Annotated in this window: 12 protein-coding genes; 2 read left to right on the top strand and 10 right to left on the bottom strand. The window is 47.3% G+C overall.

Annotation, left to right across the window (positions count from 1 at the left end):
• Positions 1 to 119: 119 nt before the first annotated feature.
• Positions 120 to 2,363, bottom strand: a complete 2,244-nt coding sequence (locus tag HP552_RS16885) for an AraC family transcriptional regulator (RefSeq protein ID WP_175396585.1) — start codon at positions 2,361 to 2,363, stop codon at positions 120 to 122.
• Between the two features lie 235 nt (positions 2,364 to 2,598).
• On the opposite strand from HP552_RS16885, the gene HP552_RS16880 reads away from it, so the two are divergent.
• On the top strand, positions 2,599 to 3,393 hold the full coding sequence (locus HP552_RS16880) for an AraC family transcriptional regulator (protein WP_175396584.1): 795 nt from the start codon (positions 2,599 to 2,601) through the stop codon (positions 3,391 to 3,393).
• A gap of 60 nt (positions 3,394 to 3,453) precedes the next feature.
• Here HP552_RS16880 and HP552_RS16875 read toward each other — a convergent pair whose 3' ends face one another.
• Positions 3,454 to 4,200, bottom strand: a complete 747-nt coding sequence (locus HP552_RS16875) for an SDR family NAD(P)-dependent oxidoreductase (protein WP_175396583.1) — start codon at positions 4,198 to 4,200, stop codon at positions 3,454 to 3,456.
• 324 nt (positions 4,201 to 4,524) lie between these two features.
• Between HP552_RS16875 and HP552_RS16870 the strand changes: the two genes are divergently transcribed.
• On the top strand, positions 4,525 to 4,971 hold the full coding sequence (locus tag HP552_RS16870; RefSeq protein WP_175396582.1) for an Lrp/AsnC family transcriptional regulator: 447 nt from the start codon (positions 4,525 to 4,527) through the stop codon (positions 4,969 to 4,971).
• 76 nt (positions 4,972 to 5,047) lie between these two features.
• Here HP552_RS16870 and HP552_RS16865 read toward each other — a convergent pair whose 3' ends face one another.
• From HP552_RS16865 to HP552_RS16835, 8 genes are all read right to left on the bottom strand, one after another.
• Positions 5,048 to 6,601 carry an acetamidase/formamidase family protein gene (locus tag HP552_RS16865; RefSeq protein ID WP_246310928.1) on the bottom strand — a complete coding sequence of 518 codons (1,554 nt, stop codon included), beginning with the start codon at positions 6,599 to 6,601 and terminating at the stop codon, positions 5,048 to 5,050.
• 237 nt (positions 6,602 to 6,838) lie between these two features.
• A complete protein-coding gene (locus HP552_RS35030) occupies positions 6,839 to 7,123 on the bottom strand; it encodes a glycoside hydrolase family 95-like protein (protein WP_246310927.1) in 285 nt (94 codons plus the stop codon).
• Positions 7,120 to 9,390 carry a glycosyl hydrolase family 95 catalytic domain-containing protein gene (locus HP552_RS16860; protein WP_312884304.1) on the bottom strand — a complete coding sequence of 757 codons (2,271 nt, stop codon included), beginning with the start codon at positions 9,388 to 9,390 and terminating at the stop codon, positions 7,120 to 7,122. Before HP552_RS16860 ends, HP552_RS35030 begins: the two co-directional genes overlap by 4 nt.
• A complete protein-coding gene (locus HP552_RS16855; protein WP_175396581.1) occupies positions 9,387 to 10,532 on the bottom strand; it encodes a glycoside hydrolase family 88/105 protein in 1,146 nt (381 codons plus the stop codon). The genes HP552_RS16860 and HP552_RS16855 overlap by 4 nt, the downstream gene beginning before the upstream one ends.
• 69 nt (positions 10,533 to 10,601) lie before the next feature.
• Positions 10,602 to 12,659 carry a glycoside hydrolase family 65 gene (locus tag HP552_RS16850; RefSeq protein WP_175396580.1) on the bottom strand — a complete coding sequence of 686 codons (2,058 nt, stop codon included), beginning with the start codon at positions 12,657 to 12,659 and terminating at the stop codon, positions 10,602 to 10,604.
• Positions 12,660 to 12,705: 46 nt separating this feature from the next.
• Positions 12,706 to 15,000, bottom strand: a complete 2,295-nt coding sequence (locus tag HP552_RS16845; protein ID WP_175396579.1) for a helix-turn-helix domain-containing protein — start codon at positions 14,998 to 15,000, stop codon at positions 12,706 to 12,708.
• A gap of 195 nt (positions 15,001 to 15,195) precedes the next feature.
• On the bottom strand, positions 15,196 to 16,521 hold the full coding sequence (locus HP552_RS16840) for a Gfo/Idh/MocA family protein (RefSeq protein ID WP_175396578.1): 1,326 nt from the start codon (positions 16,519 to 16,521) through the stop codon (positions 15,196 to 15,198).
• A complete protein-coding gene (locus tag HP552_RS16835) occupies positions 16,518 to 18,050 on the bottom strand; it encodes an extracellular solute-binding protein (protein ID WP_175396577.1) in 1,533 nt (510 codons plus the stop codon). Before HP552_RS16835 ends, HP552_RS16840 begins: the two co-directional genes overlap by 4 nt.
• Between the last annotated feature and the right edge of the window lie 7 nt (positions 18,051 to 18,057).

Below are 18,057 nucleotides of genomic sequence, written 5' to 3'. Positions count from 1 at the left end.
TATGCAAAACAATCCCCTCAGGTTACGGACCTGAGGGGATTTGTGGTAGAAGTATTCCATCTGACTTAATCACTAATGACACCAGTTAGGTTAATACATTTAGGATAGTACATTTGCCTTCACAGTTCGAGCTTCATCTTTCGATATGCTCCTGGAGTGACATGCTCTTTTTTACGAAACGAACGAATAAAGTTCTGCGAATTCTGATAACCGAGACGTTCAGCGATATCCTTAATCGGCATATCAGTATCAACCAGCCATTTCCTTGCAACTTCAAGCCGGAATCCCATCAGATAATCACTGAAAGTCATTCCATATTCTTTGCGGAAAATGCTGCTTAGATAATTGGGTGTGTAATGCAAACGTTCACTGATGGATTCAAGCGACAGTTCCTGATCATACTCCGTGCGCACAATGGCTGCGATTCGATCTGCGACCGAACGGAATTGGTGATTTGCCTTCTCTTGCATACTGACGACCATGGGATAGATTACATCGTGAACAAGAATGTGCTCAATCTCTTCCGGGTTAAGTGTATTCAGCAGCCTTTGATATAGCGTTGCATTGCTTTGTGTCAGCAGCACTTCTGCTCCGATCAGCTGCTCCAGTTGGATCAGATTGTTCACGAAACGAATCAGTGTGATCTCCAGGTTCATCGGATTCTGACTATGCTTCATCATGTCAGCAAGGAGCGGGTACAGAGCACGGGATGCTTCATCCTTGTCTCCCAGCCTGATCGCATCAAACAGCTGTGATTCCAGCTCGGTAGGATAATGCAGCAACGTTGGTCCAGTACTTCCTTGAGAGATATCTTCATAAAAAATGACGGATTCCTTGCCCAGCTTCAGGCGCTGATATAATGCCTCGAGACTCATGGCGCATGCTTCTCTGCTGTTCATCAGATCCTCATAAGGTGCACTCACGCCTGCACTCACTGAAGCTTGCCAATAATCCCTGGACGAAAGGATAATATTCTTGGCATATTTCATGATCGAGTTTCGTATCTCTGCTGCCTTATCCGAGCTGCAAAACAACAGAGTCGCTTGTGTACGTTCATTTAGTACAACAGGAATCATTCGCTCCGATACCGGAATAATTTCCTGCACCAACTGGTTAACGGTAAGTAAAAGAACATCTTTATCCGATAAAGCTCCTTCTCCGCAGCGATCAACCTGAATGAGCATCGTGATAAAAACCGTGCTGCTGTCAACGTTATACCCAAAACGCTCTAAGTTCTTCTCCACTTCGTCTCTTGTTAATCGGTTTTGCAGCAGGTTAAGTACAAATTGAGCTTCGAGTTTAGGCTTTTCGAGCTGAATGAGCTGCTCCAGATCTTTCTTCTCGGATACAATCGAATCAATGGATTGAATGATCCAATCTACTTCATCCTTGATCATCGGCTTGGATATGTTCGTTAGACTGTTCTGAATCTTGCGGAATGGTTTGGTGAGATAGATGGAGATAATGTAGGCCAAGATAACCATGAGCGCCATAATCACGATTCCCATCACAATGAGACCTATTCGAATTGTCGTTAAGGCTCCACTGACTTCTTTTTGATCAAGCAGCGTGACATAAGTCCAACTGTTGTAATCCGACCGGGCATATAGGGCGATGATTTTATCTCCCGATGCACCTGGAATTTCCAATTTCCCAGTCTGTGCTTGATTGACGGTACGCTCACTGATGAGTTTCATTTGCTGGTTCGATAATCGCTCTTGATCTGTCTGAGTTGTGTACAACGGTTCTCCTTGTTTGTTTAAGATATATATGGATGTATTCGGTTTGGATTGCAGCGATTGATTTAGTGTATGAAGTGAAAGATCCGACACGGCGACAGCTTGTTTCTTGTTGGAGTACACGGGAAGTCCTTGCATTAGCCGGATACCATCAGTCGTTTTTGTCCAATATAATCCGTTACCTTCCTGCCCCGCAAACTGATCTTGAAACGCATCTGTCTCCTCGGAAGTCAGCCGGGACACGGAGCCATTGGACAAACTCCACTTCTGTTTCAGGCTGACTAACGTATACTGCACCCCTTCAAGGCCCATGGTGGCGATATAGCCCAGCTGGGATTTCAATTCTTGATATGCTTCGAATTCCTGCTCAGTCAGAGGACTGTTGATGACCGATCGGAATGATGGGGTCGTACTATAAGTGGCAAAAGCATATTCAATGGTTTGGATTTTCTGCTCCAGCGTATTCCGGATCTGTGTAATAAGGCTCTGTTTGCCGTCTCCAACCCGGTCAACCACGGAATTCGTGGTCGAGATGTATATGTAGCTACCAAAGCCGATAACAATTCCTACACTCAGGAGCAGAACCGGAATAAAAATATTGTAAAAGGTTTTACTTTTTCTCAAAGCACAGTCCTCTCCTTTCGCAAATTCACGTGATCAGAATGGTTAAAGATTAGCATCATGAAATACTCAGCATATAAAGCTTCTTTTATTGTAAGCGATTACAACAAATTGGGATATAGCACTTGATAATCCCTCCATTTGGTAATATTCTCTTGAATTTTAACACAGCACGTGATATGTGTTTAGACATAACATATTTGAAATTAGCCAAATATTGCACAGGAGTGAATGAATTATGCTGCCGTTTTACGAGATTCGAAAAGATGATTTTACGATTTTCCGTAACGCCAAGCCAATTGCTTTTCCTGCTCATATGCACGGTGCAGTTGAGATTTTATATATCTTTTCAGGCACTCAGTGCATCGAGATTAACGATGTTTCTTACGAAATTAAGCAAGGTGAGGCAGCCGTCATATTCCCGGATATGGTTCATCGTTATTACAAAAGTGGTCAAGAAAATGCAAGTGCCACTCTGCTCATCATAAATCCAAAAGTATTTGATGGAATATTCCCCGATTTCATTCATCTTCAGCCTGCAAATCCAGTGATTCCTAAGAAATATGTACACAAGGACGCGGTATATGCATTAAAGAAAATTAGAAAAGAAGATGACTATGCCATCAAGCTTGGTTGGGCACATATCATCATGACGCATCTGATGCGTCAGATCAATCTGGAGCAGCGGCAAAGGCTTCCGGTAACGGATATGTCACATAAAATTATAGAGTATCTGGCTAACCATTTTACGGAGCCCCTTTCACTGGATTCCCTTGCTGCCGAGTTCAATGTGAGCAAGTATTATATTTCGCATATTTTCTCCAAACGGATTCAGATGAATTTTCGAAACTACCTCTCCATGTTACGAGTCGAATACGCATCCAAATTAATCCGTACAACAGATGCCTCCTTAACCACCATTAGCAGCAGCGCAGGCTTTGAAAGCCAGCGTACATTTAATCGTGTTTTCCAAGCCATTTATGGAATTACACCCAGGGAATTCAGGAATAATGTAAGCAACTATATAAAATGACAAGAAATCAGGAATAAAAAAAGGCCCCACAAGGGGAGCCTCTTATCATTTGGTCAACATTTATTGGGCAAGGTATCCACCATCCACAAGGATAGTTGTACCCGTAACGAAGTCATTTTCAGCCAGAAATACGACAGCGTGAGCAATTTCTTCCGGTTTGCCCAGTCTTCCGATAGGGTGTTTAGCAACCAGGCCATCATAGAATTCACCCAGTGCTTCTTTGTTAACCATACCACTTTCCACAAATCCGGGTGCAACTGCGTTGACACGAATGTTACGATCAGCATACTCCAGAGCAAGGGATTTCGTAATCTGATTGACTGCACCTTTACTAGCCGCATAAGGCATGGATGTTGGTTCACCAACTGAACCCAGGATTGAAGAAGTGCTGATTACAGACCCTCCACCGGTTTTCAGCATTTCGCGGATCGCATATTTTGCACCGTAGAATACACCGTCCTGGTTGATTGCAATGACGCGTTTATATTCCTCGTCCGTCAGTTCGTGCGATGGCTTTTGAACTCCAATACCTGCATTATTAAAGATGACATCCAGTTTGCCAAATTGCTTCACCGTTTCGGCTACCAGGTTTTCAACTTGTTTCTCATCAGCAACATTGACTTTGATGAACAGTACATCTTCATTATATGTTTGTTTTAATTCTTGCTCGGCAGCTTTGCCGTGCTCTTCATTATAATCAGCAATGACAACTTTGGACCCTTTATCCAAAAAGGCTTTTACTGTGGCCAAACCAATTCCGGAAGCTCCGCCTGTGATAATTGCTACTTTGTCTTTAAGATTAGTCATGGTGATTCCTCCAGTAATTGATGTATTTTAGACAAAACAAACGTAATCATATGTAACCAAATTCATATTTACATACGCAATGACGTACGTTTTGTCATTTATTTGACACAATTAATCGTACTCCTGTTAATGAGTATTGTCAAGCAACTATATATTTATCAGTTTACACGACAAGTAATATTTAGCAGAAATCCTAAAATCCACTCTGTTACAATGATCTCGTATAGTTGTTATTGTGTTCCAAAAAAACAGGGATTATGTACGTCTTTAGGACGGAGAGTCTTTTTTTCTGTTACAATATTAAACGAAAAGGGAGTGAGACACATGCTGGATTCAATTGATAGTCATATTTTACGCAGACTGACACAAAACAGCCGGATTTCATATACCGATTTGGCCAAAGAGGTTGGATTATCTGGGGTTGCCGTCAAAGAGCGAATTGACCGACTTGTCAATCAAGGAATCATTGAACAATTCTCCATTGTGATTAGTGCCGAAAAGCTTGGTAAGAAAATATCTGCATACTTGGAGCTTGAAGTGGAGCCTCTCCACTTGAATCATATCGTAGACGTGTTGAAAAAAAACGATCAAGTCGCTGTATTGTACGAAATGACCGGGCCCTGCATTCTCCATATTCATATACTCGTTGAGAGTATTACAGAGATGGAGCAATTTATGAATGAATCGATCTATTCGCTGGACGGTATTGTTCGTGCTGAAACGCAGATTCTCTTGAAACGGCATAAAAACCAGGATGGCTTGAATATTTAACAAACAAGAACCGTCAGGCATGAAGACCAACGGTTCTTGTTAATATAGTAAAGTTATTATTGCACTTTAACTTCTGTTATTTCGTTTTGGACAGCTTGGCTTGATAGAAATCAGCGAAGTACTCGCTAACCTCTGCAGACTTCTGAGCATTCAATCGGATAGGAGCAATCAGTTTAATAGTTTCTCCATTGAATGTTGCCGTCGTTTCTCCAATTGTGGCCGACAGTATATTGTCGTTGTACAGGATCGAAACCATTTTTGTTGCCGGCTCCCACTTGATCTGGGCACCAAACTGTTCAAACGTACTGCGTAACGGTGTCATTTCCCGTTCCGCGTCTCCAAACAACTTCTTATTAATAACTGCATGACCCCCCCAGTTTCCATCGACCACCTGCGTGACTCCAAAGTCAGTGGTTACCGACATTAAAGAGTAGGCCTCGTCTTCGGTTAATTGCATGCCTCTCATGAGAAAAGCCTTTGTTTTGTGAGCTGCATCTTTCATGGCCTTGTCGAGCGAAGATTGATTGAAAATTTCCTTCTGGGCATTCTCACCCAGTTCAGCTAAATAGTTCGCGTAGCTGAAACCGTGGACTACCCACTCGTTCTCGTTTTCCAGCAGTGGGAAGTTCAATCCCTTCAATTTATTATTCAGATTATCCTTTTTATGAAGAATAACCTGCACATCTCCGGTTACAGAGGTTTCAATTGCTGTTCCGTTCAATTCAGAGTCTCCCTGCCCTGCGTGTGGATCGCCGATAGACAGCAGCGCCCCCGGTACGGAAACCGGATAGTACATGGTCGCCCCTTCAGTAACGCGCCAATCATCGATGTTGCCGCCATAATATGATGGAGGAACAGAATCGACGATGTCCGCTTCCTTCGGCGCTACGCTCATCGTTCCGAAATGGAGCCGGACAGGCACTCGCACGTCTTTCAGTACATTGTGATTTTCCTTCACCGTCGTATGATCAACGATAACACCGGGATAATCTACTGTAGGATGCACATTGCCATCAGGATCGGTTTGGGGAGTCCACCTGTAACTATATAATGCCTTTGCATAATCCGTTCCGCCATCTGAATCCATCTCGTAAATCGTCACAACCTCACGCGTCACCGGTTCCTCTTCCATCTCCCCATATAAGTAACCCCAGTTTGCTGCCACGTTGGAGCCGTATGTTTTTCCCGCATATTCCCCATTACCATTAGAACGGAGTCTCATATCCAAAATTTTAACTTCCAGAACATCTCCAGGCTCCGCTCCCTCCACCGCAATGGGGCCTGTCATGATATGTACCCCCGGTCCACGATCAGCTTCTGTCTTCTCCGATTCGTTCCAATGAAAAATATCTTCGACTCCTGCGTCACCTTGGATCATTCGTTCATAGTCGTCACCGGAATGATGAGTAATCGCTTCCACTGTAACGATATCACCCGAGTTAACTGTTAATACAGCATCACCCTTACCGATGTTTCCCCACCGGATATTTTCTGAATTCGCCTTTAGAATATGTGTCCTTGGCTCGCCAGACCCCTCAATGATGTTAGCATTAGCTACATGAGAATTAGAAATCATCAGAGCAGCAATGGAAAAAGCGACAACAGCATTCCATTTCAGTTGGATTTTCATTTTAAAACCCCTCCTATCAAATAGTTGTGTGAAGTTATCTAACTTGTTATGAATCAAAGTATAACAAACAACATTAAAGTTAACAATATAAAGTTTTTATCGCATTTTCATTTAATTTTTAATATATCGATTCGAAATTCATTAATAATATTAAATTTCTCACTTCTTTCATCATTCTCGGAACCGTAGATAAAAGAAAAAAAGCCGCCATTTGGCGACTCCTTAAAGCATTTCATACTATACGCTGCGCATGTCCACAGACCACTTTTCTCCCGCTTCGAGATGAAGCTGGAACGTTCCGTTCTCTATGGATTTCGTATTGAATTCCTTACTGATATTTAGCTTACAGATCCAACCGGGGAGCTGAAGCTTGGTGGCAATTCGGTGTCTGGCGGTTAACTCCGCTTGAAACGATCCTGTTTTGCGATTCCATGCGAACGACAGAGTTCCTCCCTGGATACACCAATTCTGCACCTCACCCCGAGTCCAGCGTGCAGGAAGTGCCGGAAGTATCTTGATCAATTGTGATGATACATAGAGCAGCATCTCCTGAATTGCGTTAACCCAACCCAAATTGGCGTCAAGCTGTACAGGAGCAGCAGGCAGAGGCAAGCATATCCCCATATTGCGCCAGTCATTATGCAGCGTGAATCCATTAGGAAGCAGCAAGAACGCGCAAGAACATTCAGACTTTCCAGTGCGCGTTCTCCATCACCGAGTCTGGCGTATATGGACGACATATGCGCCAGAGACCAGCCGCTCTGAGCTCCAAGTTTGCGCTGATGTACTGCTGTCTCAAATGCCCCGAATAGCGCCGGGTCCTCTTCCCGGCTGACTTCCTGTCCCGGAAAAACAGGATACAGATGGGATAGATGACGATGATTTTGCCGATCCTCAAACGCCGGATGCAGCCACTCCTTCACTGCCCCCTCCTCATTCAGCATGTAAGCAGGTAGCCGTTCCAGCATGGCTTCCCATTCCGGAATTTGACAGGCATGTGTACTGACAATCCGACTTGCTTCAATGGTATGCTGCAGAAGTTCCTTAATGATGGCGATGTCCATTGCAGCATTAATGGCGGTTGGCATGGGATGTGCCAGCTGTCTCCCGTCCTTTGGCATGAAATTCTCTGGTGTGTTCTCTGGAGAAACGGATGGGTACATCTTGTATTGACCATCTGCGTTCAAAACCAGAAAGTCTTCGTAGAATAGCAGCGCCTCTCTCATAAAAGGCAGAGCCTCTTCACGCAGAAACTGCCTATCGCCTGTGTACTGGTAATATTCATAATAATGTCTGGCAAGCCAGCCGGCTGCTCCTGTCCAGTTCATAATCACCGGAACAATCTGATTTGGGACACCCATGCCCGGTGCGGTTCCAGCAGGGATATAGATTCCTCGGCAGCCGTAGAGCTTGCGAGCATTATCTCTGAACGTTTCCATCATACCATTGTAATAGCGAAACAAAGACCGGTTCAGGCGGGATAAACCTCCGACATTGGAATGCCAATACATCATCTGCACGTTTTCATTGGCCATGTTATGACCCCACATGAGTCGGTAATCCCCGCCCCATAGTCCATAAAGCCCAAAAGGCGTATTGCCACCTTCCGAGATTCCACTAATGAACAAATATCGGCCATACGCCCACATCTTTCGAAGTAACCCCGTGGGTGCCTCACCTTCATACGCATCAAGAAGCAGTTCTTCATTACAACGCCCGTCATCATCGGCATCATCCAGATCGAGTTTTGCCGAGTGGAACAACGGCTGATGAAGTGCCTTATGCCTGGATAGCAATGCATCATAATCGGAGTCAAACACAGCCAGTTCCTGCTTTAACCGATTCCATTCCTCTTCCCTTTTACCTGTGGCAAACCATTTAATAAGAATGAGCAGATTACCTGAAGTTTCAAAAGAAAGTCTTGCATTTATTGCTTCTTCACCACGTTTATTCGGCTGATTTTCACTTGAAATGATATGGATATTTCCGGGGAAATTTAACGTCCCAGTTACCGGATTCTTCTCAGGTACATCTCCCACATGGATTAGACGGAGTACTGCTCCAAAATCCTGTCCGTCATCATTTTGACCGCCATAGAACAGATAATTCTCATCTTCATCTGTCCCTACGGTTACGGACATTTTCAGTTTCATGAACTCCTCGTCCTCCCGCTCGCGGTCACCCGGTGGAAACTGAAGACCAACATTTCCGGATAACATGGGCTTGCCCACTGCACTCCAATTTCTCCCTGGATCTGATTCTTCCAATTCATCGCCCGCTATTCTATAGACAACACAATCATCCGCACGGGATACAAAAATGCTTCTCGAAAAACTCCGTTTTGCTTCCTTCCACCGAACATTGATTTCACCCGTTTCCATATTCAGTTCTCTGCGATATTCACGAAAAGCATCGTCACAGGTCATGGTTAGCGTCAATGCGGTCAGAGGAAAACGGGAAGGTAGCTTGGAGGCATATCCTTTGGTTTGCAGCGCACGAGTCAGATGCCAGCTCGCCTCCGGATATTGTTCCTCATCCATCAGCCTCCGGGTCTCTGCCAGAGTATGGCGGACATCAGGCAGCTCATCCTTCTGACCCCAACGCCACAGGTCACTGTGCTGAAGCAGGATCATTTCCTCCTGTATGCCGCCTTGTACAGAGGCACCCAGCTTGCCGTTGCCGGTAGGAAGCGCCTCACGCCACATCCCCTTCCACCAAGAAGCGGGGTACTTGAGTAGCAATTTGTTTTTCTCCGGCCTGCTGCGTTGTGATCCGCTATGTTCCTTCACGCTTGCCTTGCTCCCCGCATCTCCATTTCAATACTGGCCAGCAGGAATGGAGCTACCCCCATTTGCACGTCGCTGACAATCTGTTCGCTGATATAATAGCTGTATGAACCGTCACGATATTTCTTCCCTCCGAGCCCGGCCCCATGACAAATACGGTGCAGGTGCACTCCCTGTTCATCTTCGGTAACAAAGTGTTTTAGAATGCCTTCATACGCGCGGTCAACAACTTTACGATCCAGCTCTGCTAGATAATGCAGCCGCTGGCCTTTCGCAAGAGCATAGGTCAGCATACAGGAAGCCGACGCCTCCAGATAGTTGCCTTCCCTGCCATTCTGGTCCATTACCTGATACCACAGTCCGCTCTCCTGATCCTGGGCGTGTGCAATCGCGTAGGCCATCCTCTCGAATATACCCATGATCTGGCCGCGCTGCGGATGATCGATTGGAAAATGCTCCAGCGCATCCACAACAGCCATCGCATACCAACCCATCGCCCTGCCCCAAACATGAAATGATTGACCCGTGTTTTTGTCGCACCATCGCTGCTCCCTGCTCTCATCCCATGCATGATGCAGAAGGCCGGTCCGAGGATTGCGGGTTCTTCGCTCAATTAGCAGAATCTGACGGGCTACCTCATCGAAGCTCTCGGAGTGATTGAAGGTACTTCCATATTCGGCCAAGAACGGAGAGGACATATAGATCCCATCCAACCACATCTGGAACGGATATATCTTTTTGTGCCAGTATCCGCCCTCACTGGTACGCGGCTGTCCTTTCAGTTGGGTAACCAGCCGCAGTATCGCTTGCTGGTATTTGTCTTCGCCCGTTCGCCTCCACTCTCTAAAGAGATTTTTGCCTTCGTTGATCATGTCCAGATTGTAATCCTCAAGTCGGTAGTTCCTGATCGTGCCATCCTTATCGATTAGACCGTCCATATGGTGATGAACAAGTTCACTATATCGGGGCTCGTTGTTCCATACTGCCGCTCGCTCCAAAGCCAAGAGTGTCATGCCGGCAACATAACCCCATTTCCCTGCCATCTTCGGATGATTGCCATTCTGACATTCAGAGACCAGCGTATCTGCGATTTTGACAGACATCCTGCGATCGTGTGCAGCAACCTTTGTTAACGTTTCGGCCATCGTAATCCCTCCCTGGTCATTAATCATGCACCTACAACATTCTGAAAGTGCTATTTATACGGCTTCTACTCAGATAAGAGGATTGAGCCCTTCCCATTGGACTGACCAGCTGCCGTCTTGCGGGAAACCCGGATTGTTCCCGCTGTCCGCGCGGCTCCAGCCCGCAGCCATCATGGCAACAGCAGTTAACAGTCCGCCATTCCCCGGCAAATATGCCCATAAACCGGGTCTCTGATAGTTGTGTCCATTGGGCAAATACGTGTTTTTGGTCGCATCCATCAGCAGAAAATCTACTGCCAGCCCAGGCTCCCCGAGTCTGGCCGCTGTCATCGCGCACATGGGAAAATCCCACCCCCATGCGGACTCCCAATCCCAGCATTCTTTTACTTTAAGCAATGTATTTTTCATGATGTCTTTGTCAATCAGCGTACCCGGTAGCAGCCCTAGCGCACCGAGCATCGAGGGATGATCATGGTTTTTGTCCGTATATGTGTCAGGGCAATTCTCGTGCGCGAGATAGACCCCACCTTCATGTTTGGGACTCGCCATATGCGCCGCTACCTTTGTCCAGTCTGGATTCGCCGGCTGCTCCAGCCGCTCTGCCCAGAGTGTCGCAATTTCCAATCCGAACTTCCAGTATTCAAGCTCATAAGGCGGATTCAGGCTTTCGTTCATGGCATGATTCTCTTGTGCAGGGATCAGCGGTGGACCTAAAACATATGCCTCTCTTTCTCCATCCCAATGGGCAAAAGACACCATAAAATCAGCGGCTTCAAAAACAATCTCCTTATATTGTTCCAGCACAGACCGCTCAGGCTGGGCGAGATAACACATCTCGGCGAGTGCCATAGGATGAGGCTGCTGCCAGATCAATCCCGGTGCAACGGGTGATGGCGTCTGTTGTCCGTTATAACCGACCATTTTGGGCCAGCGCGCCCCATCATACCCCTGAGAGCGAGCCAGCTCACGCGCCTCAGGCAAAATGGTAAGATACCAATCCATACTGCGACGAAGCAGATTGGTACGCCCCCACAGCGGAAAATGCGCCGCATGCCACCAGTGCATTTCCAGGTGCATTTTACCGAACCAGCTGTTGTACATGTAGCCCGTTTCCTGAGGCGGCATCGTGCCGCCACTGTGCACGGCGCACAGAAACTGCGACAATACGATTCGGCGTTCCAGCTCGGCCGCACGGGGATCTTTACTGCCGGATAAGTCCATTGCAGCTCCACTGTTCCAGAACCTCTCCCAGTGGGCCGAGCTTGCATGGAATACAGCATTCGCTGGTTGAGGTACTGGATCCGAGGCAGAAAAAGCAACACTGCAGGACCAGCTGTCGGCATTTTCTAAGGCTCCCGGAAGCAGCGTAAACTCATGGACTCCGGTTTGTTCCAGTCTTCCTGCGTCCCAGATCCACTTTACGGCATATCCATCCTCATCCATTGTGCGTTTCAATGAAGCCGAACTCGAATCGGCCGTCATTAGCTGGGTATGGTGTCTGTTCTCCTGCTCCCAATCGGGAAATACAGATTTGGACCAGCTCCGATGTGTCATATCCGGACATGGGAAAACAAGGAACAATTGGAGACGCCCCTTGCGGATTAGCTCTGAATGCACACGAATGCCTATACCATCCTTCTCCGGATCACAGACAGTCTGCACCTGAACATTAACGCCATCCACGGTGAACTCACTGTGCAGTGAACCTGTCCAGAGATTCAACTCCTGGCGTACCGGAATCACATTGGCCGCTTCTTCTTCCTGTCCGTTTTCCTTCAGGAATCGAAACGATAGTCGGCCAAGTTGAAGACGATGCGGATTCTGCCGCAGCCAGTGATAAGCCTCTTCTCTGTTTTCCGGCTTCATGGGATACTGCACCTTACGACCATACGTTTCAAAAGATTGATAGACGATGTCCTGATCTCCGAAGACCTGATGGCCTCCTGTATAATGCCAACCCCAATTGGACTGAGTACCAAGCGGTATTTCGTATGCCTCCGGAAAGGTCTGCAGGCCCGTGAAATCAGCGCTGAACGCAAATTCTCCGTTACCAACAGACAAAGGTGACTTGGGTTCAAGCCGTGTCAAAACCGGATGATTTCTGGTGACGATCGATTTACGGTCCATGTATAAACTTTGCCTCCTTGTGTCTTCAATACTTCATTTGAAAAAACTAGGATTCCAGCAAGGAGTCCCTGCGACTCCGCATCATTTCCCTGTATTTCCCCGGGGTGATATCCTTGGTTTTGCGATATACGCGAATAAAACTGTTCTCGTGCTGGTAGCCCACCATCGAAGCGATTTCGGATATTCTGTAGTCGGTATCCAGCAGGAGCTCACAAGCCCGCTCCATTCGCAGTTTTGTAAAATATCCATGAATCGTATCGTTCATCTCCTGCTTGAACAGCTGACTCGCCAAGCTGGAGCCAATGCCCGCATGCTCGGCAATATCCTGAATGCTTACAGGGTCTTCTAGGTGCTCTTTCATAAAAGCAATCATCTGTTGGCAAGCGATAAAATCCTTGCTGAGCTGCATGCTGTCATACCAGGCCGCCAATGCCCCTACCTCCTGCTGCAGCACGGTCCATGCAGCTTCCATATGCATCGTTCGCAAGCCCGAGATTCTGAATCCGCATCCTTCGCCATCTCGTTTCAAACGAATGCGCTCCAGCGTCTCGGCAACAGACTCCAGAAAGACAAATGCCGAGGAAGGATGCCACTGCTCTACCTCCATCCGGCTGAATGTTTTATCCATGATCTTTATAGCCTCTTCAGCACTGCCGGCCTCAATCGTTTCAGTCAATGTGGACATGAGTTCATTTTCTTCTGCAGCTTTTCCTGGCTCTGGATTGCCAGAGACATCCTCAAACTGAATCACTTGTTCATACCCGCGGTACAATCTGTATTCCAGAGCGCTGTCCGCTTCGTGCATTGCCTGTTGAAGGCGCATAACCCCTTCATGATACTTGCTTACACCAGCTGAAACCTGAAACTTAAGCAGCCTCGGAATCATCCTCAGTGCATCTCCAATGGCTGAGGCTGCTATCAAGTCCCTGTCAGATTCAAGCGGTTGGAGCATCACCAGCAATCGGTCTCTGCCCAGATCTGCAGGAATGACACGCCATTCCCCGGACAGTAGTTCAGCAATGATATTGGCAATCGCAAATTTCAATAGGGACTGATCTGACTTCTTAAATCGTTCACACCATGAATGATAGTCGTCGATAGACAGCATGGCTACTGCGAGTGGACTATCGCTCCAATCCATGAAGTATCGGTTCCACTTTTCACCGATCTCCCGGTAACCAGTCATATTTCCTGCATAGATGTCGGTCAGAAATTTGGAGGAGGCTTCCGGAAGAGTCTGTCTGAGATTTATTGCTTGCTGCGCATGATCTGTAAGCAGCTGCCCCGTTATTTTTTCGAGATCAATGAGCTCCGGACTGATTTGCTCACGGTCATAGCCGCTAAGCAGTTGTCTCATTCGTCTAACTGGTTTCAAGGCGGCTGTGTTGTAAAATGTAATTGCAGCTGCCCCTGCGGCAAGAGCGAGCAGAGATACGATGAATACGATGTTCCGGATCTTTTGGGCATTGGCCAGTAAACTATCTTGGGAAATGACCGACAGGTATCGCCATCCGGTATATGGTGAGATAGTCTGCGAAGCCAGCAACAGCTTGCCTTCGTGCTTGAACTCACCTAGCTTTTCCCCTTCAAGCTGCGTGAGAACCTGCACTACTGCATCCTCTCCGACTGGATAATTGCCGAGATCATACAAAGGTTTGTTGTCCGCATCCAAGATGAAGCGATGATTATCGAGATCAGAGATCGAAGAAAGAAGCATGTGCTTAAACATCTGATCCGTTTTGAAATTGATGGCAATGATCCCTTTTAGCTGACCAGCCAGCATAATCTTCCGATATAGTGTAATCTGTGAGACAGACTTTCCAGTACCTGCTGCAATCTCCCGCTGTTTCACCAACATCGGCCGGTCATCTAACTCAGCAGCCACGCCCACCCAGCCTGAATCGGGAAAATTGCTTTTACTCGAACTGTATCCCTGAGGAAAAGCAACCATGCTCTCCCGTTCCACATCATAAATGTAAGCGCTCTTAATATAAGGCGTGCTGCTAATTAAAGTTTCAAGAAACTGCACCAATTCCGTAACGTTGCGATATGATCCCTGAAGCTCACTCGTGAGAAATCGATATACATTATTATTCAACGCAATTTTTACAGCAATCTGGTCGCTTTCCCGAATGACTTCATCAATGTCATTCATGCTAATGCGCAGCATCTGGTGCTGTGGTTCACTAAGCTCCTGCTGTAATACCGATTTGGCAGAATAGTACGTTGTCATGCCTACTGCAATAATAATCATGAAGACTACAATGGTCAGAATTAGCAGCAGCCGGGTCTGGGTATTGGTGAAATTGAATTTCAACCACTTCAAAAAGGAAAGGGTCACAGTTATCTCCCACCTTATGTTCAATATACCGCAATTATACAGTTCAACCCCGATCAATACGACCCGGCCTTACAGCCTATTTTGCCTTCTCATGGTATCCCGATCTCTTATTTATCCGCAGTTGTAAGATCAGCCTGCCCATTCAGCATAATCATGGTCCCCAGCTCGGATTGTAATATCGATGATTCCCCATGTTCACTTCCCCCCAGCATTCTGTATAGGCACTGCATTTCCCCAACCACCAAGCACCTCGTCTATGGATATGGGTCGGTGCTCGGAGGCGGAACGCCATACTGCTTCTCCGGCAGCGACGGAATATGCTCCATCTGCCGCACCTGACAAAATCCGGAAGGGACGCCTGTGATCTTCACCGAGAAAAATGTCCTCAAGCAGCAGGGGATCTCCTCCGCCATGTCCGCCTTCCCGGTGTACGACATGAATGGTCTCTTTGGATCCAAACAGCGGGAAGTAGTCAATGGTCTGGACCGGAGTCGGAAAAGGCGTGCGGCCAGGCATATGGTATTCGAGCGTCTCCAGTCTCCCTTTTGTACCATTAACAGCCAACCGATAACCTTCATAAGGAAGCGAGAAATTGACTGAATAACTCAGAAGTGCTCCGCCGCTATATCTCACTGTCGCCGTATACGTATCTTCAATCCCAATGGTGGAATCAAATATGCATTGATCCGGACGATATGATGTGTATGGAAAATCCGTGTTGTCCGCTCCAAGCAGATTCAGATGGTCATCCGGAACACGGATCTGGCGGCTGCGCGGTGTCCAGCGAGAATAATAGGCACAATCTTCCGAAACGCTGCATGTACGACAATGTCGCCCATCTTCCCGCGCAGGGTTCCACTCGCCATCTGCACCGTAATAGTTTAGCGCCCCATAGGCAAAGACCTCCACCGGCTTTTGGTTAATCCACCACTGAACCAAATCAAAATGGTGGGTGCTTTTATGAACGGATAGTCCACCCGAGAAAGCCCTTTCGCGATTCCAGCGTTTGAAGTAACTCGATCCGTGATGGGTATCGATATACCAGTTGAGATCAATTGAAGTGACACGGCCAATTTTGCCTTCCTGTATCATTTCCTTGATCCGCATGTGAATTGGCATATATCGATAGTTGAATGTAACGATTACACTCCCCTGACTCAATGCTTCAGCATCCAGAATGCGTCTGGCATCTGCCCCAGTTGTAGCCATCGGTTTTTCAGTAATCACGTCCAGATCACGCTCGAGCGCCGCTGTTATATAGTGGACATGGGTATCATCCCTGCCAGCCACAATAATACAATCTGGCTTTGTCTCCTCCACCATGGCAGTAAAATCAGCGGCTCCATACACAGCAACTTCGGAGTGATGCGGAAAGCGCGCACGATAGGCCTCGAAACGGGCAGGATCCGTATCCAGCAGTGCCACGACTTCCGAATTGTGGGAAAACAACTCATGAATCGGTTTGGCGAACTGGCCCAATGCTCGGCCGCTTACCCCACAGATGGCGTATCTTTTTTTCATTTTTTCACCTTCTCATACCATTCCTGCACCCGCTGGGTGACTACTTCGCCTCCGGAAGCATTCCATTTCTTCACGTATTCATCATAAGCCTCCAGCGGCAGCTCCCCGATGACGATCTTGGTCAGTACCTCCTGAAAGAGTTTGTGTGACTGGATATCAGGAAAACCCTCATACACGGAAGCCGGGAGGCCATCGCCGGCAATTTGCCGGGCATCGGCTGTGCTGACTACGAACATGTCTTTTACCATCTGCTGCTGATCCTCCGGATAAGTCTCTTCAATTCGCTTGTTCATGTCATCTGCAGTGGTCAAATTCTTCATGCCCAGTGCAAGCGGTTTATTGTCGGCAGGCGGGAGAATAACTTTGCGCCCATCCTGAACTTCATGCTGCTCCCCTTCCAGACCGAATCGGACAAACTCATCATTTTCGGGATTGTAGAAGAAATCCAGCAGCTTCAGCGCATTAGCTGCATTATCCTGCTTGGCGGCTGGAATCATCCATTCCGGTTCCCCCATGCTCTTCTGCGTTACAAAGGCTTCAAATCCTTCGGCCTTCGGCAGTGGCATTGCCGCGATATAAGCTTCTGGAGCCTGTGTCAGCATGGCATTATAACGATCACGGACATTCGCGGGCAAATGGTACCAGCTGCCCACCAGGTTATTGTTAATTTTGGCTTGCCACACCTCTCCTTTGTTCAGGAATGTTTCATTGTCCAGCAGTTTTTCCACATATAGCATACGGATGAACTTGATTGCCTCTCTCATATTGTCCGTGGTCCCTGCATATTGGATCTTGCCTTCGTACTCATCCCATTCCGGATACCCTTCCCACATGGCTACCCCGTACATGGCAAACAGATGATCCATCCATCTTCCGAACTCCCTTCCGCTTGTCGGCAGCTCATCCGCTTTGCCATTGCCGTTCGGATCCTTGTCACGGAAGGCTTTGAGCACTTCCACATATTCATCCACGGTTGTTGGCATTTCCATGCCTACCTTATCCAGCCAATCCTTCCGGATCAAAGGTGCCCGCTCCGGGACAAGAAATACTTTGGGTACATAATAAATTTTACCGTCCGGAGAAGCTGACCGAACGATATCCCAGGCTTCCTGGGGAATACTCTCCCAGACATGCGGAGCATACTCAGGCAGCAATTCATCCAGCGGAAGTGCCCCACCTTGCTGGATCAGCGTTTGCTCTACGCCTCCAATTGGCCGTAAAATATCCGGCAGCTCATCCGAAGCGATCATCAGGTTCAAGTATTCCGATGGTTCCGAGCCTGGAGGTGTCGTTATCAGCTCATATTGGACGCCCGTTTTATCAGCGACATATTTTACGTGCGGATCATCAGCGGCTGGCATACTCCCGATCCCCATATGGCTTTTGAATACTTTGACGATAGGAACACCGGAAGCCCCCTCACCGGTAGCGCTCCCTGAATTGCTGGCATTTGAACTGCAGCCGGCAGCGACCAGCATGGCAATACTGAGTACGATCGGTACAATCTTTTGGGTCAGTTGTCTTCTCATGGAATCA

The sequence above is a fragment of the Paenibacillus xylanilyticus genome, assembly GCF_013359935.1.
Lineage (GTDB): Bacteria > Bacillota > Bacilli > Paenibacillales > Paenibacillaceae > Paenibacillus > Paenibacillus xylanilyticus.
The sequence above is the reverse complement of the archived record's forward strand: the minus strand, read 5'-3'. Positions and strand labels throughout refer to the sequence as shown.